This window comes from Citrobacter portucalensis, assembly GCF_002042885.1.
GTDB classification, from domain to species: Bacteria; Pseudomonadota; Gammaproteobacteria; order Enterobacterales; family Enterobacteriaceae; genus Citrobacter; species Citrobacter portucalensis.
On the sequence record NZ_MVFY01000003.1, the window covers coordinates 257,038 to 277,663 of the forward strand.

Annotated in this window: 18 protein-coding genes; 11 read left to right on the forward strand and 7 right to left on the reverse strand. The window is 48.0% G+C overall.

Annotated elements, in window-relative coordinates:
• Positions 1 to 40 precede the first annotated feature (40 nt).
• The 3 genes from gpmM to BZK40_RS06320 are packed head-to-tail and all read left to right on the forward strand — an operon-like array spanning position 41 to position 3,817.
• Entirely contained in the window at positions 41 to 1,585 is a 1,545-nt protein-coding gene (gene gpmM / locus BZK40_RS06310) for a 2,3-bisphosphoglycerate-independent phosphoglycerate mutase (protein ID WP_057066896.1), read from the forward strand.
• Positions 1,586 to 1,618: 33 nt separating this feature from the next.
• The gene (gene envC / locus BZK40_RS06315; protein WP_231504629.1) at positions 1,619 to 2,878 is read left to right on the forward strand and encodes a murein hydrolase activator EnvC; all 1,260 of its coding nucleotides are present in this window, start codon (positions 1,619 to 1,621) and stop codon (positions 2,876 to 2,878) included.
• A gap of 3 nt (positions 2,879 to 2,881) precedes the next feature.
• Positions 2,882 to 3,817 carry a divergent polysaccharide deacetylase family protein gene (locus BZK40_RS06320; RefSeq protein WP_003024138.1) on the forward strand — a complete coding sequence of 312 codons (936 nt, stop codon included), beginning with the start codon at positions 2,882 to 2,884 and terminating at the stop codon, positions 3,815 to 3,817.
• Here BZK40_RS06320 and BZK40_RS06325 read toward each other — a convergent pair whose 3' ends face one another.
• From BZK40_RS06325 to kbl, 3 genes are all read right to left on the reverse strand, one after another.
• On the reverse strand, positions 3,818 to 4,855 hold the full coding sequence (locus BZK40_RS06325) for a glycosyltransferase (RefSeq protein WP_048215306.1): 1,038 nt from the start codon (positions 4,853 to 4,855) through the stop codon (positions 3,818 to 3,820).
• A 182-nt stretch (positions 4,856 to 5,037) separates the two neighbouring features.
• On the reverse strand, positions 5,038 to 6,063 hold the full coding sequence (tdh, locus tag BZK40_RS06330; protein WP_003024132.1) for an L-threonine 3-dehydrogenase: 1,026 nt from the start codon (positions 6,061 to 6,063) through the stop codon (positions 5,038 to 5,040).
• A 9-nt stretch (positions 6,064 to 6,072) separates the two neighbouring features.
• Positions 6,073 to 7,269, reverse strand: coding sequence for a glycine C-acetyltransferase (gene kbl / locus BZK40_RS06335; RefSeq protein ID WP_003827313.1), 1,197 nt, complete (start codon positions 7,267 to 7,269; stop codon positions 6,073 to 6,075).
• 214 nt (positions 7,270 to 7,483) lie between these two features.
• Here kbl and rfaD point away from each other — a divergent pair, with 214 nt between their 5' ends.
• From rfaD to BZK40_RS06370, 7 genes are all read left to right on the forward strand, one after another.
• Positions 7,484 to 8,464 (forward strand): ADP-glyceromanno-heptose 6-epimerase, encoded by a 981-nt coding sequence (gene rfaD, locus BZK40_RS06340; RefSeq protein WP_048227317.1) that lies wholly within the window; start codon positions 7,484 to 7,486, stop codon positions 8,462 to 8,464.
• A 79-nt stretch (positions 8,465 to 8,543) separates the two neighbouring features.
• Complete coding sequence (rfaF, locus tag BZK40_RS06345; protein WP_071446339.1) at positions 8,544 to 9,590, forward strand: ADP-heptose--LPS heptosyltransferase RfaF; 1,047 nt, start codon at positions 8,544 to 8,546, stop codon at positions 9,588 to 9,590.
• A 3-nt stretch (positions 9,591 to 9,593) separates the two neighbouring features.
• Positions 9,594 to 10,562, forward strand: coding sequence for a lipopolysaccharide heptosyltransferase RfaC (rfaC, locus tag BZK40_RS06350; RefSeq protein WP_079934343.1), 969 nt, complete (start codon positions 9,594 to 9,596; stop codon positions 10,560 to 10,562).
• 16 nt (positions 10,563 to 10,578) lie between these two features.
• Positions 10,579 to 11,862 carry an O-antigen ligase family protein gene (locus BZK40_RS06355; protein WP_172111150.1) on the forward strand — a complete coding sequence of 428 codons (1,284 nt, stop codon included), beginning with the start codon at positions 10,579 to 10,581 and terminating at the stop codon, positions 11,860 to 11,862.
• On the forward strand, positions 11,855 to 12,868 hold the full coding sequence (locus BZK40_RS06360) for a glycosyltransferase family 2 protein (protein WP_079934344.1): 1,014 nt from the start codon (positions 11,855 to 11,857) through the stop codon (positions 12,866 to 12,868). The genes BZK40_RS06355 and BZK40_RS06360 overlap by 8 nt, the downstream gene beginning before the upstream one ends.
• Before the next feature lies 1 nt (position 12,869).
• Positions 12,870 to 13,925 carry a lipopolysaccharide core heptosyltransferase RfaQ gene (rfaQ, locus tag BZK40_RS06365; RefSeq protein ID WP_079934345.1) on the forward strand — a complete coding sequence of 352 codons (1,056 nt, stop codon included), beginning with the start codon at positions 12,870 to 12,872 and terminating at the stop codon, positions 13,923 to 13,925.
• Positions 13,926 to 14,870: a glycosyltransferase family 8 protein gene (locus BZK40_RS06370; protein ID WP_079934346.1), complete on the forward strand. Its 945-nt coding sequence runs from the start codon at positions 13,926 to 13,928 to the stop codon at positions 14,868 to 14,870. It abuts the gene before it with no gap.
• 28 nt (positions 14,871 to 14,898) lie between these two features.
• On the opposite strand, the gene BZK40_RS06375 is transcribed toward BZK40_RS06370, so the two are convergent.
• From BZK40_RS06375 to BZK40_RS06390, 4 genes are read right to left on the reverse strand one after another with little or no spacing between them, the layout of a single operon-like run.
• Positions 14,899 to 15,906, reverse strand: a complete 1,008-nt coding sequence (locus tag BZK40_RS06375) for a glycosyltransferase family 8 protein (protein ID WP_079934347.1) — start codon at positions 15,904 to 15,906, stop codon at positions 14,899 to 14,901.
• Positions 15,907 to 15,954: 48 nt separating this feature from the next.
• Positions 15,955 to 16,974 carry a glycosyltransferase family 8 protein gene (locus tag BZK40_RS06380; RefSeq protein ID WP_079934348.1) on the reverse strand — a complete coding sequence of 340 codons (1,020 nt, stop codon included), beginning with the start codon at positions 16,972 to 16,974 and terminating at the stop codon, positions 15,955 to 15,957.
• Positions 16,975 to 17,004: 30 nt separating this feature from the next.
• Positions 17,005 to 17,802, reverse strand: a complete 798-nt coding sequence (gene rfaP / locus BZK40_RS06385; RefSeq protein ID WP_048215298.1) for a lipopolysaccharide core heptose(I) kinase RfaP — start codon at positions 17,800 to 17,802, stop codon at positions 17,005 to 17,007.
• A complete protein-coding gene (locus tag BZK40_RS06390; protein WP_079934349.1) occupies positions 17,795 to 18,919 on the reverse strand; it encodes a glycosyltransferase family 4 protein in 1,125 nt (374 codons plus the stop codon). The genes rfaP and BZK40_RS06390 overlap by 8 nt, the downstream gene beginning before the upstream one ends.
• 424 nt (positions 18,920 to 19,343) lie before the next feature.
• Between BZK40_RS06390 and waaA the strand changes: the two genes are divergently transcribed.
• Positions 19,344 to 20,621 (forward strand): lipid IV(A) 3-deoxy-D-manno-octulosonic acid transferase, encoded by a 1,278-nt coding sequence (gene waaA / locus BZK40_RS06400; protein ID WP_048237015.1) that lies wholly within the window; start codon positions 19,344 to 19,346, stop codon positions 20,619 to 20,621.
• The last annotated feature ends 5 nt before the right edge of the window (positions 20,622 to 20,626 follow it).

Sequence of the window (20,626 nt, forward strand, 5' to 3'; positions counted from 1 at the left end):
ACGCAATTATTTTTTATCTATTAAGTGTGAGGTTGTCGCAATGTCGGTTTCTAAAAAACCTATGGTACTGGTGATTCTGGATGGCTACGGCTATCGCGAAGACAGCCAGGATAACGCCATTTTTAGTGCTAAAACCCCGGTAATGGATGCCCTGTGGGCAAAACGTCCGCATACCCTGATTGATGCGTCTGGCCTGGAAGTTGGCCTGCCCGATCGCCAGATGGGCAACTCCGAAGTCGGTCACGTCAACCTGGGCGCGGGCCGCATCGTGTATCAGGACCTGACCCGTCTGGATGTAGAAATTAAAGAGCGTACTTTCTTCGCTAACCCGGTGCTGACCAATGCGGTCGACCAGGCAAAAAATAGCGGCAAAGCGGTTCACATCATGGGTCTGCTCTCTGCGGGCGGTGTTCACAGCCACGAAGATCACATCATGGCGATGGTAGAAATGGCTGCTGAACGCGGGGCTGAGAAAATCTATCTGCACGCTTTCCTTGATGGCCGTGATACCCCGCCGCGCAGCGCTGAACATTCACTGCAGAAATTCGAAGAGAAATTTGCCGCGCTGGGCAAAGGCCGCGTAGCGTCCATCATCGGTCGTTACTACGCGATGGACCGCGACAACCGTTGGGATCGCGTTGAACAGGCTTATGACCTGATGACGTTGGCCAAAGGCGAGTTCCAGTTCGCTACGGCGGTTGAAGGCCTGCAGGCTGCTTATGCCCGCGACGAAAACGACGAATTCGTGAAAGCGACCGTGATCCGTGCTGAAGGCCAGGCTGAAGCCGCCATGGAAGACGGCGATACGCTGATTTTCATGAACTTCCGTGCCGACCGTGCGCGTGAGATCACTCGTGCGTTTGTTAACGCTGACTTCGACGGCTTCGCCCGTAAGAAAGTCGTTAACCTCAACTTTGTGATGCTGACCGAATACGCGGCCGACATCAAAACTGCGGTTGCTTACCCACCAGCATCTCTGGCTAACACCCTTGGCGAGTGGATGGCGAAGCACGACAAAACGCAGTTGCGTATTTCCGAAACCGAAAAATATGCGCACGTGACCTTCTTCTTCAACGGCGGCGTAGAAGAGCCGTTCAAAGGTGAAGACCGCATCCTGATCAACTCGCCGAAAGTTGCGACCTACGATCTGCAGCCGGAGATGAGCTCTGCTGAGCTGACCGAAAAACTGGTTGCGGCGATTGAGAGCGGAAAATACGACACCATCATTTGTAACTACCCGAACGGCGACATGGTTGGTCATACCGGAGTGATGGAAGCAGCGGTTAAAGCGGTTGAAGCGCTGGATCACTGCGTTGAACAGGTCGCGAAAGCGGTTGAATCCGTTGGCGGCCAGTTGCTGATCACCGCGGACCACGGTAACGCAGAGCAGATGCGCGATCCGTCCACCGGTCAGGCGCACACTGCGCACACCAACCTGCCCGTTCCGCTGATTTATGTCGGTGGTAAGAACGTTAAAGCAGTCGAAGGCGGCAAACTTTCTGATATCGCCCCAACGATGCTGACGCTGATGGGTATGGAAATCCCGCAAGAGATGACTGGTAAGCCGCTGTTCATCGTGGAATAATCCCTCCCCATGAGGGGAAAGGCGATTAATACCATCACTCGGGCCGTGAAACCACGTAAGTTTTCAGTCAGGCCCTTGTTCTACGCCAGCGCGCTTAGCGCTGGCGTATTGCTGTGCGCCTTTTCCGCCCACGCGGACGAACGCGACCAGCTCAAATCTATTCAGGCTGATATCGCGGCAAAAGAACGCGCGGTACGCCAACAGCAACAACAACGCGCCACCCTCCTCGCTCAGCTTAAAGCTCAGGAACAAGCCATCGCCGTTGCCGCAAGGCAGTTGCGCGAAACGCAAAACTCACTGGCACAGCTGAATGCGCAAATCGCAGAGATGAACGCAGCACTCGCGAAGCTGGAAAAACAGCGGGCCGCGCAAGAACGCAGCCTGGCAGCCCAACTCGACGCAGCTTTTCGCCAGGGCGAACACACCGGCATTCAGCTCATTCTTAGCGGTGAAGAAAGCCAGCGTGGGCAACGCCTGCAGGCCTATTTCGGCTATCTGAACCAGGCGCGACAGGAAACCATCGCGCAGCTGAAACAAACCCGCGAAGAGGTCGACTCGCAAAAAGCCGAGCTGGAAGATAAGCAGAGCGAACAGCAGACGCTACTGTACGAACAGCGCGCCCAGCAGGCTAAGCTGGAACAGGCACGTAACGAACGTCAAAAAACGCTTTCGAGTCTGGAATCATCGATTCAACAGGGTCAACAGCAACTGGGCGAAATGCGCGCCAACGAATCCCGTCTGCGCAACAGCATTGCCCGTGCCGAAGCCGCAGCCAAAGCGCGTGCGGAACGTGAAGCACGCGAGGCGCAGGCCGTGCGCGATAAGCAACAGGATGCGTCACGAAAAGGCTCAACCTATAAACCGACCGAAAGTGAAAAATCACTGATGTCGCGTACCGGCGGTTTGGGCTCGCCACGCGGTCAGGCATTCTGGCCCGTTCGTGGTCCAACGTTACATCGTTATGGCGAACAGCTGCAGGGTGAGCTACGTTGGAAGGGGATGGTTATTGGTGCATCCGAGGGCACCGAAGTTAAAGCCATTGCCGATGGTCGTGTCATTCTGGCGGACTGGCTGCAGGGCTATGGCCTGGTGGTCGTCGTTGAACACGGTAAAGGCGATATGAGCCTGTACGGTTATAACCAGAGCGCACTGGTCAGCGTCGGTACGCAGGTTCGCGCCGGGCAGCCTATAGCACTTGTGGGTAGCAGCGGCGGTCAGGGCAGGCCGGCACTCTATTTCGAAATTCGTCGCCAGGGTCAGGCGGTCAATCCACAGCCGTGGTTGGGAAGATAAGTTTTGCCACAACAATTTCGTCGTCTACTACTCTCTCTCGCCAGTCTGCTGGCCTTCGCAACACCTGTATTTGCTGGCAAACTCGCCATCGTCATTGATGATTTCGGCTATCGCCCACACACTGAAAACCAGGTACTGGCGATGCCTTCTACCATCTCCGTTGCCGTTCTGCCTAACGCCCCACATGCGCGTGAAATGGCAATCAAAGCACATAACAGCGGGCATGAAGTCTTGATCCATCTGCCAATGGCGCCGCTGAGCAAGCAGCCGTTAGAGAAAGACACGTTACGCCCTGAAATGAGCAGCGAAGAGATTGAGCGCATTATTCGCGACGCGGTAAGTAAAGTGCCGAATGCGGTCGGTCTGAACAACCATATGGGCAGCGCGATGACCTCCAGTCTTTTCGGCATGCAGAAGGTGATGCAGGCGCTGGAACGCTACGACCTCTACTTCCTGGACAGCATGACCATTGGTAACAGCCAGGCAATGCGCGCAGCGTCAGGAACCGGTGTGAAGGTCATCAAACGCAAAGTCTTCCTGGATGACACGCAAAACGAAGCCGATATTCGCCGTCAGTTTAATCGTGCCGTCGAGCTTGCGCGCCGCAACGGTTCCGCAATCGCCATTGGCCACCCTCACCCGTCTACGGTTCGCGTCCTGCAGCAGATGCTGTATAGCCTGCCAGCCGACATCACGCTGGTTCGCCCAAGCAGCTTGCTCAATGAACCACAGGTGGATACCTCCAGACCAAACCTCACACCACCGAAGAACGGTACGCCTGATGCACCACGTAATCCTTTCCGCGGGGTGAAATTATGCAAACCGAAACAGCCGTTAGAGCCGGTGTACGCCAGCCGCTTCTTCAGCGTGCTCGGCGAAAGCATCACCCAAAGCACGCTGGTGCAGTATATGCGCCTGCAGTGGCAGGGCTGGCAATAATCAGTCTTTACTATCCAGCGTTAAATGGGCCAGGCGGCGCGGCGTCAATGATTTATCGCGCCACTGGCTAAAACGGATAGCCCACAACAGCACCTGATAACCCAGCTTAACGCTGCAGATATTACTCACCATACGCTTGAACATACCCGATACAAATACTTCAGCAATCATGCGCTGGCGGATTTTCTCGTCCGGCTCTTTGCGTATGCAATGACAAACACGTAGCGCTTCGTAAATCACCTGCTGTTTGAATTCCGGGTAAATTGGAATGCGTCCGGCGTAGTCGTGATTCATCTTATCCAGCAGACGGGTAATTTTGATGTAGTGGCGCTGGTAAGCGAGGTTTTTCAGCCCGGTGCGCGGCAGACGGCTAACAGATGCGCCGTGCAGGAAGTATTTGTACAGCGGGACTTCCGTGTAACGCGCGCGCTTCGCATTAAACATAAACTCCGTTGTCCAGATAATATCCTGGTGGTGCAGGCCAGACAGGAAGGTCAGCCCCGCGTCGCGGATAGTCTGATGACGATAAACGCCCATCCAGACAACGTGCCGCCAACGGCGGCTGGCTAACGCTTTGCGTAACCAGTCTGGCCCAGTCATCACGCCGGTAGAACGAATACGATCGGTAGGAATGGATGCCCAGGTGTGGCCCGTCTCGGCAATACACCAGTCAGCGTTGCACTGCGCAACATCCAGGTTGTCTTTCAGCGCCATGTTCATCAGCGTTTCATACATTTCCGGATAGGCAATATCATCGCCGTCTACGTACGCGATGTACTCCCCCCTGGCAACTTTCATACCGGTATTGCGCGCCGCAGAAACGCCCCCATTGCGCTGGTGCAGCAGATGAACGTGCGGATAACGATCCGCATAAGACTGAGCAAGCTCCGCAGAGTTATCCGTAGAGCCATCATTAACAATAATGATCTCCAGGTTCTTCCAGGTTTGCGCAATCAGTGAATCCATACACGCAATGAACGGCTCACCCGTGTTGTAAAGCGGCATAATGACGCTCAGGAGACCAGGGGTATAGGTCATATCAAATCCTGCCAAACAGTAGAGTTATCGGCACTTTTTAGCATATTAAGCGGTAGATTTTCAGAAAAAAATATTAATTCTTTAGCGGAAAATGCGCCGGGCAGGAGGAAGCAAAAAAGCCCCGGACGGTAATGATAATCAACATCCGGGGACAACACACAGAATCCACAGGGTGGATACGGTTAATCCCAGCTCAGGATCACTTTCCCTGACTGGCCTGAACGCATCGCGTCAAAGCCCTGCTGGAATTCATCGATAGAGAATCGATGGGTGATGATCGGCGACAAATCCAGACCAGACTGGATCAGTGCAGCCATTTTGTACCAGGTTTCAAACATCTCACGACCGTAGATACCTTTAATAAACAGCCCCTTAAAGATAACTTTGGTCCAGTCGATTGACATATCAGATGGCGGAATACCCAGCATAGCAATACGGCCACCGTGGTTCATGGTGTCCAACATGGCGCGAAACGCTGGCGGCGCCCCGGACATCTCCAGGCCCACATCAAACCCTTCGGTCATACCCAGTTCAGCCATCACGTCGGTCAGATTCTCTTTCGACACGTTGACCGCGCGGGTGATACCCATTTTGCGCGCCAGCTCAAGGCGATACTCATTAACGTCAGTGATCACCACGTGGCGTGCGCCAACGTGCTTCGCGACCGCTGCCGCCATAATACCGATTGGACCCGCACCGGAAACCAGCACATCTTCCCCAACCAGATCGAACGACAGCGCCGTGTGCACTGCATTACCGAACGGATCGAAGATAGACGCCAGGTCGTCGGAGATATTGTCCGGGATTTTAAATGCGTTAAATGCCGGGATCACCAGGTACTCCGCAAAGCAGCCAGGGCGGTTTACACCGACACCGGTCGTATTGCGGCACAGGTGAGTACGTCCACCGCGGCAGTTACGGCAATGCCCGCAGGTGATATGACCTTCGCCTGAAACGCGATCGCCGATTTTAAAGCCTTTAACTTCCTGACCGATGCCAACAACTTCGCCGACATATTCATGCCCAACGACCATCGGTACCGGGATGGTTTTTTGCGACCATTCATCCCAGTTATAAATGTGAACGTCAGTCCCGCAGATGGCTGTTTTACGGATTTTAATCAGCAAATCGTTATGACCGACTTCCGGTTCAGGAACGTCGGTCATCCAAATGCCCTCTTCCGCTTTCAGTTTGGATAACGCTTTCATTTCACATCCTCAGGCAATAACGCCCAGTTGTTTACCAATGCGTGTGAACGCCTCAACAGCACGCGTAATCTGCTCAGGGGTATGCGCCGCAGACATCTGGGTACGGATACGCGCCTGGCCTTTTGGAACCACCGGATAGAAGAATCCGGTAACGTAAATCCCCTCTTTTTGCAGCTCGCGGGCGAATGCCTGCGCCACTACTGCATCACCCAGCATGACTGGGATGATCGCGTGATCCGCACCGGCTAACGTAAAGCCTGCGGCAGACATTTGCTCGCGGAACTGACGTGCATTCGCCCACAGGCGATCGCGCAGGTCGCTGCCAGCTTCAACCATTTCCAGCACTTTAATGGAAGCCGCAACAATCGCCGGTGCCAATGAGTTGGAGAACAAATAAGGACGGGAACGCTGACGCAGCCACTCAACAACTTCTTTGCGCGCTGCGGTGTAACCACCGGATGCGCCGCCGAGTGCTTTACCCAGCGTACCGGTGATGATGTCCACGCGACCCATCACGTCACAGTATTCATGGGAGCCACGACCATTTTCGCCGACAAAACCGACGGCATGGGAATCATCAACCATGACCAGAGCGTCGTATTTATCCGCCAAATCGCAAACGCCTTTCAGGTTAGCGATTACCCCATCCATAGAGAACACGCCATCAGTGGCGATCAGGATATGACGAGCGCCCGCTTCACGCGCTTCTTTCAGGCGAGCTTCCAGTTCCACCATATCGTTGTTGGCGTAACGGAAACGTTTTGCTTTACACAGACGCACGCCATCAATGATAGAAGCGTGGTTCAGGGCATCGGAAATAATTGCGTCTTCTGCGCCCAACAGCGTTTCAAACAGGCCGCCGTTGGCGTCGAAGCAGGAAGAGTAAAGGATGGCATCTTCCATACCGAGGAATGCCGCCAGTTTTTGCTCCAGTTGCTTATGGCTGTCCTGGGTACCGCAAATAAAGCGAACCGAAGCCATACCAAATCCGTGAGAATCCATACCCGCTTTTGCCGCTGCAATCAGTTCCGGATGGTTAGCCAGTCCCAGATAGTTGTTCGCACAAAAGTTAATAACGTGGCTTCCATCCGCCACGGTAATATCCGCCTGCTGGGCAGATGTAATAATGCGTTCTTCTTTAAACAATCCTTCCGCACGTGCGGTTTCGAGATCGTTCGTTAACTGTTTGTAAAAATCCCCACGCATTTCAATTCTCCAGACTGGGCAAATTTCAGCACATATTACCCAAAGCTATACGTTGATACGAGATGACGCATCATCACTTCTTCAAAATGAAGCATAAATCACGTGTACCCGCACGGCTTATCGGTGAATGGCTGAAGCCTAAGCCATGTAGTGATATGATAGAAGTATTCGTGTCTGAGATTGTCTCTGACTCCATAATTCGAAGGTTACATTTATGATCATCGTTACCGGCGGCGCGGGCTTTATCGGCAGCAACATCGTTAAGTCCCTGAATGATAAAGGCATCACCGACATCCTGGTGGTGGACAACCTGAAAGACGGCACCAAGTTTGTTAACCTGGTGGATCTGAATATTGCTGACTACATGGACAAGGAAGACTTCCTGATCCAGATTATGGCCGGGGAAGATTTCGGCGATATCGAAGCGATTTTCCACGAAGGCGCATGCTCTTCCACCACCGAGTGGGACGGCAAGTATATGATGGACAACAACTATCAATACTCCAAAGAGCTACTGCACTACTGCCTGGAGCGTGAAATCCCGTTCCTGTACGCGTCCTCTGCCGCCACCTACGGCGGTCGCACTTCTGATTTCATCGAATCCCGTGAATATGAGAAACCGCTGAACGTCTACGGCTACTCAAAATTCCTGTTCGACGAGTACGTGCGTCAGATCCTGCCAGAAGCCAATTCTCAGATTGTTGGCTTCCGCTATTTCAACGTCTACGGACCGCGTGAAGGCCACAAAGGCAGCATGGCAAGCGTTGCTTTCCACCTCAACACCCAGCTTAACAATGGCGAAACGCCAAAACTGTTTGAAGGCAGTGAAAACTTCAAACGTGATTTCGTTTACGTAGGCGACGTGGCTGCGGTAAACCTGTGGTTCCTGGAAAACGGGGTTTCCGGCATCTTTAACCTCGGTACAGGTCGTGCGGAATCTTTCCAGGCCGTTGCCGATGCTACGCTGGCGTACCACAAAAAAGGCAGCATTGAGTACATTCCATTCCCGGAAAAACTGAAAGGCCGCTACCAGGCATTTACCCAGGCAGATCTGACGAACCTGCGCGCAGCGGGCTATGACAAGCCGTTTAAAACCGTCGCCGAAGGCGTCACGGAATATATGGCCTGGCTGAACCGCGACAACGCTACAAATTCACAAAATCATTCGAGCGGTATCAAGGCGGCAACTAAGTGAACCTCCGGGAGCTTACAAGAGTAAGTGACCGGAGTGAACGCAGGCAGCCAACGCAGAGACAGCTTGAAGGATGAAGTGAATGAAGATTTTGGTGGTTGGCCCGTCTTGGGTGGGCGACATGATGATGTCGCAAAGTCTCTATCGCACGCTCAAGGCGCGCTATCCCCAGGCGATAATCGACGTGATGGCACCTGCCTGGTGCCGTCCGTTATTGTCGCGCATGCCAGAAGTCAACGAAGCTATCGCCATGCCGTTGGGGCACGGCGCGCTGGAGATCGGCGAGCGCCGTAAACTCGGCCACAGTCTGCGTGAGAAGCGCTATGACCGCGCTTATGTGCTGCCTAACTCGTTTAAATCCGCTCTGGTGCCATTCTTTGCGGGTATTCCCCATCGTACCGGTTGGCGTGGCGAGATGCGCTACGGTCTGCTGAACGATGCGCGCGTACTGGATAAAGACGCATGGCCACTGATGGTCGAGCGCTATGTGGCTCTGGCTTATGATAAAGGCGTGATGCTGACGGCCAAAGATTTGCCGCAGCCTCTGCTATGGCCACAGTTGCAGGTCAGCGAGGGTGAAAAATCGCTAACCTGTAGCCAGTTCTCCCTTTCAGCCGAACGCCCCATCATCGGTTTTTGCCCAGGTGCGGAATTTGGTCCAGCAAAACGCTGGCCACATTACCACTACGCAGAGTTGGCGAAGCAGTTGATCGATGAAGGCCATCAGATTGTGCTGTTTGGCTCAGCAAAAGACCATGAAGCTGGCAATGAGATCCTGGCAACGCTGAGCACTGAACAGCAAGCCTGGTGCCGTAATCTGGCGGGCGAAACACAGCTGGAACAGGCCGTCATTCTGCTCGCCGCCTGCAAAGCGGTCGTCACCAACGATTCTGGATTAATGCACGTGGCCGCGGCACTGAACCGTCCACTGGTCGCATTGTATGGTCCAAGCAGCCCGGATTTTACGCCTCCGCTTTCCCACAAGGCACGTGTCATTCGCCTGATTACGGGGTATCACAAAGTGCGTAAGGGCGATGCGGCAGAAGGCTATCACCAGAGCCTGATTGATATCACACCCCAGCGCGTACTGGAAGAACTCAACGACCTGTTGTTACAAGAGGAAGCCTGACGGATGCGGGTTCTGATCGTTAAAACGTCGTCTATGGGCGATGTACTGCATACGTTGCCTGCCTTAACCGATGCGCAGCAGGCTATTCCGGGTATTCAATTTGATTGGGTGGTGGAAGAAGGGTTCGCTCAAATCCCCTCCTGGCATTCAGCCGTTGACCAGGTTATTCCAGTAGCGATCCGTCGCTGGCGTAAAGCCTGGTTTTCAGCGCCGATTAAAGCCGAGCGTAAAGCGTTTCGTGATGCGGTGCGTTTACAGAAGTATGACGCGATAATCGATGCGCAGGGTTTGGTTAAAAGCGCGGCGTTGGTGACACGTCTGGCACGTGGCATCAAGCATGGTATGGACTGGAGCACAGCCCGCGAACCGCTGGCGAGTCTGTTTTATAATCGCAAACATCACATAGCCAAACAGCAGCACGCGGTAGAACGTACGCGTGAATTGTTCGCCAAAAGTCTGGGGTATGCTAAACCGCAGTTGCAGGGTGATTACGCGATTGCGCAGCATTTTATGAATGAACATAAGGCTGATGCAGGCCAGTATGCTGTATTTCTGCACGCCACGACACGTGATGATAAGCACTGGCCAGAAGCCAACTGGCGGGAGCTGATTGGCCTGTTAAATAATACGGGCATCCGTATTAAACTCCCCTGGGGTGCTCCTCATGAAGAAGCGCGCGCCAAAAGGCTGGCAGAAGGGTTTCCCTACGTTGATGTCCTGCCGCGAATGAGTCTGGAAGATGTGGCTCGCATTCTGGCGGGGGCAAAGTTTGTGGTGTCGGTTGATACAGGATTGAGCCATTTAACCGCCGCGTTGGATCGCCCTAATATTACGTTGTATGGCCCAACGGATCCCGGACTGATTGGGGGATATGGGAAGAATCAATACACACAGCAAAGCCATTCCGGAAAATTGCAGGATCTGGATGCTAACTTAGTCAACATATCGCTAGTTGATAATAATTTGCTTTAACTTTAAGAGATGAACCATGCTTCGCCAACACATGTTTTCTCGCTTTATTTATAGTATAAAAAATAATCCATTCGATTTTATATACTTCTTATTTTACGCTGGGATCCTGGCAACGCTTGCGATGGTGCTGGTCAATCCAGATGAAGCGCTGAAGGTATTTATTTTCTCCACGGCGCTATCTCTACCGCTTATAGGAAAAAATATAAAACATGTGTGCAGTAACAAACAAAACCTGGTTTTACCTGTTATGTTGTTGCTCTTCGGTTTACTCCAGATTATTTGGGTAGAAATATTTAAACAGCCAGGATCTGCTTTTACCGGAGCCTATAGGTCATACCAGAACGGTGGCAAAGTGATGATTTTTGCCGCACTGGTTATGACCGCTTTGGCATCGCGAGAGCCATGTGCCAACAAAACTCGCATCACCAGTATCTGGACGATTCTTACAGCAATAGGCCTGTATCTTTTCGCAGGCTACGAGGTCGCCGGGGCACCAGATATTATGACCTACCGTGTTGCGCTGGGCTTTGAACACCAAACCGGCACAGCCTACGCTCTGACGCTAATTGCATTATTAGCCTCTCAGGCCATTATTAATCTGCGTCTAAAACACACCGTTGCACTCTATCTGTTACATTTTTTGATATCGCTTGCAGTCATCATCACAACGCAAACTCGAGCCGCTATTTTGGTATACCCGATCCTGAGTGTCGGCCTATTCCTGATGTACTATCGTCACAACCGCACTATGCTATTAAGGGCACTGCTGGGTTTTGTAATACTGGTGGGGGTTGCTGCAATCCCCTTAAAACCAATCATTGAAAGCCGCTATCAGAACTTCCTGGTTGATCTGCACTCTTATAATCAAAACAATAGTAATACTTCTATCGGCGCGAGACTGGCGATGCAACGGGCAGGTATTGAAGCCGGGAAAATGCACCACTGGGGACAGTCACTCGAACAACGCGGAGCAGAAATTCAGCGACTTGCGGTGCAGGACACTTCGCTGCAAGGGGCACTTGAGTTCATTAACGTCCACCTGCATAACGAAATAGTTGATACCTTCTCACTAAAAGGCATCCCTGGTGTTGTTGTGCTACTCTTGCTCTATACTGCCATGTTTTTAATAGCTTACTGGCAACGTAGTCCTCTGTTGTTCGTCGTCTCAGGCGCTATCGCAGTCTATGGCTTGAGTGATTTATTATTATATGCCAAAGGTGAAGCCCTGAGCAGCGTGCTGGCGTTATGTGTAGCAGCAGTACTGAGCTCGAGTCCAACAAGAGAACGATGCCATGGTTAACGCTTCCGGTTATTTACTGAGCATTATTATACCTACATACAACAACGCTGAACTCATCACAGCGACGTTGGCGTCTATACATCAGAGCATCACTGATGATGTGGAGGTAATAATTGTGAATGATGGCTCTACGGATTTAACCGAAGAGCGTATAAATGCGTTTTACCGTGAAAAAGATTGTCATAATGTTAAATATATAAGTCAAAAAAATCAGGGTGTTGCAATCACCCGTAATGTTGGTCTTGCTCATGCGACAGGGAAATATATTGGTTTTGTAGACAGTGATGATATTGTCTGCCAGAATTATTTTACAATTCTCTTGCCTAAGTTAAGAGACGAAAAATATGATATCATCGAATTTAACTTAACTCGAGATATAAACAATTTGTATAAGAACGCGCCGAAAATGGAAAACAACATTACCCAGCGCGAAATAATCTTATCAGATGACAATTACGCCCCTCTATTACCAACATTCAAGGCAGGGCAATGGCATCTGATGACAAAAATCTTTCACCGCAATATCATTGGTAGCGATAAGTTCGAGGAACATCGCCGCTACGAAGACATGATTTTTTGCCCATTCCAGTATTTTAAATGCCATAAGATTCTAAAAATCGAGAATAAATTATATTACTACCGAGTAAACGATAAAAGTATTACCGAGAACATTATTGATAGTGACGCTGACAGCATCTTCTTTGCTATGCGAAAAATGTATAACTATATTAATGAAAATAGATCCAAGCGTACTGTTGCGACATTTATGATTATCAATTGCTTTCTCGAAGGACGTAAACTTTTACGCAAGAAAAAAGGCTATTATCGCTATAGCGAGAGTATGCTAAATGACATTCAGAATGCACTTGCATGCTGCGATACGAAAATCGTTAAGAAGAAAATAATTCTGAAAATGAAATATCCCCATATCGATCGTTCTATTTCTGAAACAAGATATAAGATAATATCTGCTTGCAAAAGCTTATTCTTGCGAAAGGGATTTTAACATGTTTGAAAAAGTTGACCGGATTCTTATTTGCAAGCTCAAGTTTTATGGGGATGTTCTGCTAACTACACCTGTTATAGCCAGCATTCGGGCTCGTTATCCGCAAGCTAAGATCGATTTGCTGCTCTATAAAGATACCAAAGCAATCTTAGCCGCCCATAAAGATATCAATAATTTTTATCTGATTGAGAAAAAGCAAGGCCTGCTGTCAACAGTGAAAAATTACCTTTCAGTACGTAAACAACTGAAGAAAAATCACTACGACCTGATCGTTAACCTCACCGAACAATGGCCGATCGGCGCTCTTATAGCGTCTTTGCGTTGCCCTTCAATTGCTTTTGAGCGCGAAAAAGATCAGTGGAACCGACTTTTTACGCGAGTAACGCCATCCATTGGAACACATATTGTTGAACAAAATTTATCTATTCTAAAAGGTATCGGGTTTAGCGAAACAGAACTGAAGAAAGAGATGTCTCTTTGTTATCGCCCTGACGACTATCAACATTTAGTTACCCTACTCCCGGAATTGCCTTCACAAAAATATGTCGTTATTCAACCCACTGCCAGACAAGAGTTTAAATGCTGGGACGATGAAAAATTCGCGCATGTTATAGACCACCTTCATCGGTGTGGTCTGCATGTTTATCTTACCTGTGGGCCAGCGCTAAGTGAGCAGCAGCAGGTTCAGCGCATTGCTGAACTGTGTCAATCCACCCCTGATCTGACGCTGGCAGGTAAAACCACCTTTTTGCAGTTGGCTGCATTGATCGATCATGCAGTTCTGTACATTGGCGTCGATTCTGCTCCTATGCATATGGCAGCGGCGCTAAAGACACCGCAGGTCTGCCTGTTTGGCGCCACCAATTATCAACAGTGGAAGCCATGGTCAGATAAAGCTATATTGATTTGGGCTGGCGATTATCATCCAATGCCTTCTCGAGATAAACTCGACAGATCTAAAAAATATCTAACATGGATACCGGAGCAAGCTGTGATTGACGCTATCGATAAGGTACTTCATGATAGTGACAATATAAAAGGTAATGAGAAAGCATAAATGGACAGCAAAAAAAACGTTATTAACATTGCTTACTGTACAGATGCCAATTATCTGGAATATGTAGCAGTGTCCATTATGTCTGTCATAATGAACAACCCGGGGCAAGATCTGTCATTCTTCGTCTTTGTCTATGACGTTACAGATGAAGAAATCAATAAACTGCGTTCTACCAGTGATAAAATTCAGGTTATCAATATCGATAAGGAAGAGATTGAAAAGTATAACAATGACTTTGCAATCAAACACCTGAACCGTTCAATCTATATGCGATTAGCGGTCCCACGACTGCTTAGGGATAAGGTAGAGTCTTTTATCTATTTAGATGCAGACACACTGTGCTTCGACAGCATTCATGAAATTAATAACATTGACATTAGTGAAGTTATTTGTGCCGTCAGTCATGATTCGCTTGATAATAGTAGCAACAAAAATGCGAAACGATTAAATTTAACGACAGATTTTTATTTCAACTCCGGATTTATGTATATTAATATCAAAAAATGGACTGAACATAATATTGAAATAAAAGCCAACCAAATATTGTTCGATCGGGTCAAAAATCTCCCTTATCCGGATCAAGATGCTCTGAACATTGCTATTAATGGCAATGTTAAATTTATTGATAACAAATGGAATTTTTTATTTAACTGGTTTACTGAACAACAGAAAGAGACCTTCTTTTTTCAAAAAGATACTCTACCACGTATTATCCATTTCACCGGTGGAAGGAAACCCTGGTATAAAGAACACACTGGGCTTTCACAGCAACTTTATCTTTTCTACCATCATTTCACGCCATGGCGAAATACTGAACTACGGTCTTATGCTCCACGTATGAGGCCTACTGATTATCGTGTTTACTCACGTCAGGAAGCCCAAAAGGGAAATTACTATGCCTCTCTCAAATGGTATATGAAATACCTTAAGACTAAATTACGTTAATAAAAAACTCCCTTACGGGAGTTTTTTATTATTTTTTTAATTTTTCACGCAAATAACCAATATAACTGATTACTGAGGCGAAATACTTCCCTTGTAACCTTTCATGGCGTGACTTCTTTTTGTACTGTTTTGGCGTTCTGGCAGGTAGCAGTGGAACTGTCGCCCACGGAGAAGCCTTCCAGGCTTCAACAAAGTACTGTGCTGAAGGATAGTTAGCCCATGAATTCCAGGGTTTAGTTACACCAACATAATGAATAAGAATAGTGTCATTGGTGATGTATTCTTTATATCGAGAAGTGTCTTTACTCTTTAACTCTTGTTTAATGCCATATATTGCATCGTAGATTCTAGGTAGAAAAATGGTTTTCCCTAAAAACATAATATTCAAAACATCCTGATCAAGAAACGCAAATTTCTTGGTTTTGTCCAACAGAATAGAAAATGCTTTAGCGAAAAACTGGTGTTCCTTCCACTTCTTTAAATTAGCAAAAATAACACCAGCATTAAAATATTGCTCAACAAATTCCGGAACGTTAAGTCGAGTGGCAGCATATGAACGACTGTCATCAATATCTTGAATAACTGCAGCCACATGATGCTCAAACTGAATTTTTGTTAATTCAATCAACGACCCTTTACATACCACATCGGCATCTATATATAATAAATTATCAATTTTTTCACTAAGATACTCAAATGCAATAAACCTAAAATAGGTCGCATAAGACCACGCATTCCCGCATGGCAAAACCTTTAATCCTTCAGCATTCATCACATAAACAGTTATATTCGTTGAATACTGCTTTGCTAATATTTCTAATTTTTGCTGATAGTCTGAGTCAATATAATCAGTAAAAAGATGAAAATGAATATTGATATCTTGATTATGTAGTAAAACGGACGACATCGAAACCGCCGCGCCAAACATAAAGTTCTGATCAACCCCCCAGGCGATATTGAGCTGTGGTTTTTGTTCTTTTGGAGCACCAAAGAACTCAATGGTATCCTTGATAGACTGATGACAATCAAAATTCATGTACTACACCTTTTCAATATGCTATCTGACAATTATATGCACAACTAACTAGTGTGACCGTACGTTATGTAGTTTATTTTTTATATACATTACATGACTAAGCACCGAACGGATATATTTACGTTGTGCCCTTTCATGCCGTGACTTGCGTTTATATAGTTTTGCCGTATTTGCATTTAATAAAGATTTTTCCGCCCATGCTGATTTTTTATAGGCATCTATAAAAAACTTGGCTACCGGGTATTTGGCCCATGAATGCCATGGCTTAGTAACACCGACATAGTGTATTAATACCGTATTATCGGTGATGAAATTCTGATATAGTTTATCATTCTTATTTTTCAATTCCTGATCCACACCATAAATACAGTTAAAATCTCTTCTCAGGAAAATAACATTACCGACAAACAAGATGTTCAGCACATCCTGATCAAAATAAAGAAGCTCTTTTTGACGTTTATCTAAAATGGAAAATGCTTTAGTCAACAACTGCTGTTCACGCCACACTTCGAGATTGGCAAATACCACGCCAGAGTTAAAGTAACCGTTACTCAGTTCAGGAATGCCGAGCCTGTTGCCGGATTTAATACGCACATCATCGATATCATTGATGACAGCCGCATATTCCCCACAGAAATTAATCTCCGTAAGCTCTTGCAATGAACCTTTACAGATAACATCGGCATCAAGATACAGTACAGAGCTTAGCTCCGTACTTAAATATTCAAATGCAAGATAACGATAGTACATCGCATAAGTCCATGATTTCGTACTCGGTAGTTCACGAAATACCGCGTTATCGAACACAAGAACCGTCACAGTCGTACTATACATTTGGGTCAGGCGTTTTACACTCTCCAGATAATCGTCATCTATATAGTCTGTTGCTATATAAAAGTGAATATCAATATCAGGGTTATTCACTAACACTGAGGTCATTGAAATGCCAGAGCCAAATAAAAAATTACGGTCGACACCATACGCAACACTTAGTTTTTTACTCTTCTCATGCGTAGAGCTGTCTATGACGTGTTTTTGAATAACTAGCTTCTGGAAATCAATGTTCATAATAAAATGGCCTCAAACTTTATATGTGATTTATAGCGCTTTTCTTATTGTTCTTCGTCTTATTTTTTGCGCTTTTGTGACAGCCTGTTCAAACAACCTGACTTCCTGACGAAAGATTTCACGTAGTGGCATCGAAAAATAGACACGTAAAAAACGGTAGATATCTCTGGACGTCAGACCGATCTCAAGTGAAGAGAAATAGAGTCCGATCAAGTCCTTGTCTCGCCAGCGGCGCGGTACATGTTGACGAATTTGTGCACGATGCAGATCGATTACGGAAAGTTTGATATCCGCAATATTTTCTGGCATCGGTTGTTGGAGTAAAAAATGGCAAATATAGCAATCCCGATGATTTACTCCACCCCGATGCATTTTACCCACCATTTCTGCCACACGGGTAATAATGGTCCGTTTTAATACAAAATCAGGACGCTCAACTCCCCACCCGGCACAAAAATCTTCAAGGCTGATGGCGGGAGAAAGGTCCTCAGTGATGATAAACGAGGTTCGCTCTAACGGATTCAGACCTTTTTGACCAAATGCAACCCCTGTCATAGTATCAACATTCAGTTCTTTTAAGCGGTGAATCGCCAGCCACTCACGGTCGGCACCCAGTACAGGCATACGCAGAGATATAAGGTTCTTCACCACTTCTTTAAGCGTGGTTCCATGATGATATTTAAGAAAATAACCCTTTCCCATCATCTCAAAACGTAGGGTACGCCGTGTTTCCAGAGCGCGAAAAACCTCACCATCCAGCTTAGTGACTTCAGTAAACGGGTCTTTTCCTTGCCACTGCGTGGCAAATGGTTCTTTTAATTCAATCATTCTTAGGACCTAAAATGATATCTGCAGCTTTATCTGCCAGGCTGTAGAGATCTTCTGTATCAGCAAAATGCCGCGCGTTCCCGGCCCAACGACTTCTCTGCTCATTATTTTGCAGCGCATCGAAAAGTGCTGTATTCAGATTTTCCTGCTCAAAAGGTTCAGGAATCACCACCCCACATTGTGCGGCGTTGATATAACCCGCATAGCCGCAAACTTCGGTAGTTAATACCGGTAGCCCGGCAACTACAGCTTCTAGTAAGACAATACCGGCAGCTTCCTGTACAGCGGGGTGAAGTAATAAATCAGCAGCAGACATCAATTCTGCGACATCGTCTCGCCCCGAGAAGAACTGCACTTGTTCTTCAACCCCCAATTGACGAGCCTGAGCGCGATAGCGATCGGCCTTATCCTGACCAACAACCATCAATCGCGTGCGGTGGCGGATGACATCAGGCAAAGAAGCCAACGCCTGTAATGTTCTTGGCACACCTTTGCGTTTGAAATCGGAACCTACCTGTAAGAGTAAGTACTGATCGAGACCAATACCGTTTTTTTCTCTGACAACCTGCCGGCTGTTTTCAGGTTGTTGGCTGTACTTTCGGTCAGGATAAATTCCTGGTGGCAGGATACAAAAACGCTGGCTCTCAGTTTGGTAATGATGTTTGAAGTCACCAATTTGCTTATCGGTTAACATCAAAAGCGTAGTGCCGGCACCCTGCTGAAATACGGCTTTTTCAAATGCAGAATAGTGTCGGTACCTGCGAGTCAATTTGTAGAAAAAGCCTTTCTCGCGGGCGACCTTTTCTGCATAGCAAACGTCCGCAGCGTAATACACATCCAACCCAGGCATTTTATTAAAACCAACGACACGATCGACGGGATGTTGAGTTAAATAATTCTGAACCCACTGATAATATTGCTCGTTTTTCCCATGATTCGTTCTGGATGTGACGGGGACGAGTATAATCTCCAGCCCTTTCGGACGCTCGCCCTGCCATGACTGGGTAAATACCTGAACATGATGGCCACGAGAAGCAACCGTCAGCGCTACCCGCAAGAAATCACGTTGTAACCCACCATAGGGAAAATACTTGTACAAACAAAAAGCAATATTCATGCATTAATATCCGCATCGCGTCGCCAGGCATGTCAGGTTTGAAGCATCAGAATCGTGTAATCCTTGCCTAAAGCATCCAAAGATGACTTTCTGAGCTTTCGAAACGTTTCTGCCCGCTAGCTACCTGAAATTGCGCAGTAGTATATCATTTATTATCACGCATTCCGAAATGAATATTTTTTGAACAAAATACAAAATAAGCCATGAAAAACATACAGATAAAAAAGAAACCAGTTCATCAGAAAACGTACACCGCACAAGAGGTTAAGACATATAAATGCGGCCATGTGCATTTTTGAAATAGCCATCAGCGAAATCGGTCCCTCATCAATTCCATCGTTTTGATACAACCTGGATAAAAATGATGGTAAAGCCATAGTTAAATACATAGAATCCCCAGCACATTCATAAGTCAGCTACCATTATGCTCGAATTGCTTTACACCGCCCTTTTCTACCTTATTCAGCCTTTGATCTGGATACGGCTTTGGGTGCGCGGACGTAAGGCTCCGGCCTACCGTAAACGCTGGGGCGAACGCTACGGCTTTTATCGCCGCCCGCTAAAACCTGGCGGCATCATGCTTCATTCGGTTTCTGTGGGCGAAACGCTGGCTGCAATCCCATTAGTTCGCGCTCTGCGACATCGTTATCCCGACTTGCCGATCACGGTAACCACCATGACGCCAACCGGTTCCGAGCGCGTACAATCTGCTTTTGGCACTGACGTTCAGCACATTTATTTGCCATACGATTTACCGGATGCCCTGAACCGTTTTCTGAATAAAGTTGACCCCAAACTGGTGTTAATTATGGAAACCGAGCTGTGGCCAAATCTGATCGCGGCACTCCATAAGCGCCACATTCCTCTGGTCATTGCCAACGCACGTCTTTCTGCTCGTTCAGCCGCTGGTTATGCGAAATTAGGTAAATTTGTTGGCAGACTACTGCGTCGAATTACGTTGATTGCCGCACAAAACGAAGAAGATGGCGCACGTTTTATTACGCTTGGCGCCAGAAGCAATCAAGTCACCGTTACTGGCAGCCTGAAGTTTGATATATCCGTCACACCGCAACTGGCCGCAAAAGCGGTGACATTACGTCGTCAATGGGCGCCTCACCGCCCGGTATGGATTGCAACCAGCACCCACGACGGCGAAGAAAGCATCATCATTGCCGCCCATCAGGCGTTATTAAATCAGTTCCCGAATCTTTTACTGATTCTGGTTCCCAGACATCCTGAACGGTTCCCGGATGCCATTAACCTCGTACGCCAGGCTGGACTAAGCTATACCACTCGTTCTTCGGGTGAAGTTCCATCATCAGGTACTCAGGTTGTGATCGGCGATACCATGGGTGAGCTGATGTTGCTGTATGGCATTGCCGACCTTGCTTTTGTCGGCGGTTCACTGGTTGAACGTGGTGGACACAACCCGCTGGAAGCGGCAGCGCATGCTATTCCGGTGTTGATGGGACCACATACGTTTAATTTTAAAGATATTTGCGCCCGTCTCGAACAGGCAAGCGGATTGATCACCGTCACCGACGCAACTACGCTGGTGAAAGAGGTCTCTTCCTTACTGACCGATGCAGATTATCGTAATTTTTATGGCCGTCACGCAGTTGAAGTTCTGTATCAAAATCAGGGCGCGCTACAGCGTCTGCTGCAACTGCTGGAACCTTACCTGCCACCCAAAACGCATTGAGGCAA

Excerpts from the sequence above, each read along its gene's own strand:
- tdh (WP_003024132.1), bottom strand. The coding sequence starts at position 6,063 with ATGAAAGCGTTATCCAAACTGAAAGCGGAAGAGGGCATTTGGATGACC.
- BZK40_RS06355 (WP_172111150.1), top strand. The coding sequence starts at position 10,579 with ATGCTTCGCCAACACATGTTTTCTCGCTTTATTTATAGTATAAAAAAT.
- BZK40_RS06390 (WP_079934349.1), bottom strand. The coding sequence starts at position 18,919 with ATGAATATTGCTTTTTGTTTGTACAAGTATTTTCCCTATGGTGGGTTA.
- BZK40_RS06360 (WP_079934344.1), top strand. The coding sequence starts at position 11,855 with ATGGTTAACGCTTCCGGTTATTTACTGAGCATTATTATACCTACATAC.
- gpmM (WP_057066896.1), top strand. The coding sequence starts at position 41 with ATGTCGGTTTCTAAAAAACCTATGGTACTGGTGATTCTGGATGGCTAC.
- BZK40_RS06375 (WP_079934347.1), bottom strand. The coding sequence starts at position 15,906 with ATGAATTTTGATTGTCATCAGTCTATCAAGGATACCATTGAGTTCTTT.
- rfaC (WP_079934343.1), top strand. The coding sequence starts at position 9,594 with ATGCGGGTTCTGATCGTTAAAACGTCGTCTATGGGCGATGTACTGCAT.
- rfaQ (WP_079934345.1), top strand. The coding sequence starts at position 12,870 with ATGTTTGAAAAAGTTGACCGGATTCTTATTTGCAAGCTCAAGTTTTAT.
- BZK40_RS06380 (WP_079934348.1), bottom strand. The coding sequence starts at position 16,974 with ATGAACATTGATTTCCAGAAGCTAGTTATTCAAAAACACGTCATAGAC.
- waaA (WP_048237015.1), top strand. The coding sequence starts at position 19,344 with ATGCTCGAATTGCTTTACACCGCCCTTTTCTACCTTATTCAGCCTTTG.
- BZK40_RS06370 (WP_079934346.1), top strand. The coding sequence starts at position 13,926 with ATGGACAGCAAAAAAAACGTTATTAACATTGCTTACTGTACAGATGCC.
- rfaF (WP_071446339.1), top strand. The coding sequence starts at position 8,544 with ATGAAGATTTTGGTGGTTGGCCCGTCTTGGGTGGGCGACATGATGATG.
- rfaD (WP_048227317.1), top strand. The coding sequence starts at position 7,484 with ATGATCATCGTTACCGGCGGCGCGGGCTTTATCGGCAGCAACATCGTT.
- BZK40_RS06325 (WP_048215306.1), bottom strand. The coding sequence starts at position 4,855 with ATGACCTATACCCCTGGTCTCCTGAGCGTCATTATGCCGCTTTACAAC.
- rfaP (WP_048215298.1), bottom strand. The coding sequence starts at position 17,802 with ATGATTGAATTAAAAGAACCATTTGCCACGCAGTGGCAAGGAAAAGAC.
- kbl (WP_003827313.1), bottom strand. The coding sequence starts at position 7,269 with ATGCGTGGGGATTTTTACAAACAGTTAACGAACGATCTCGAAACCGCA.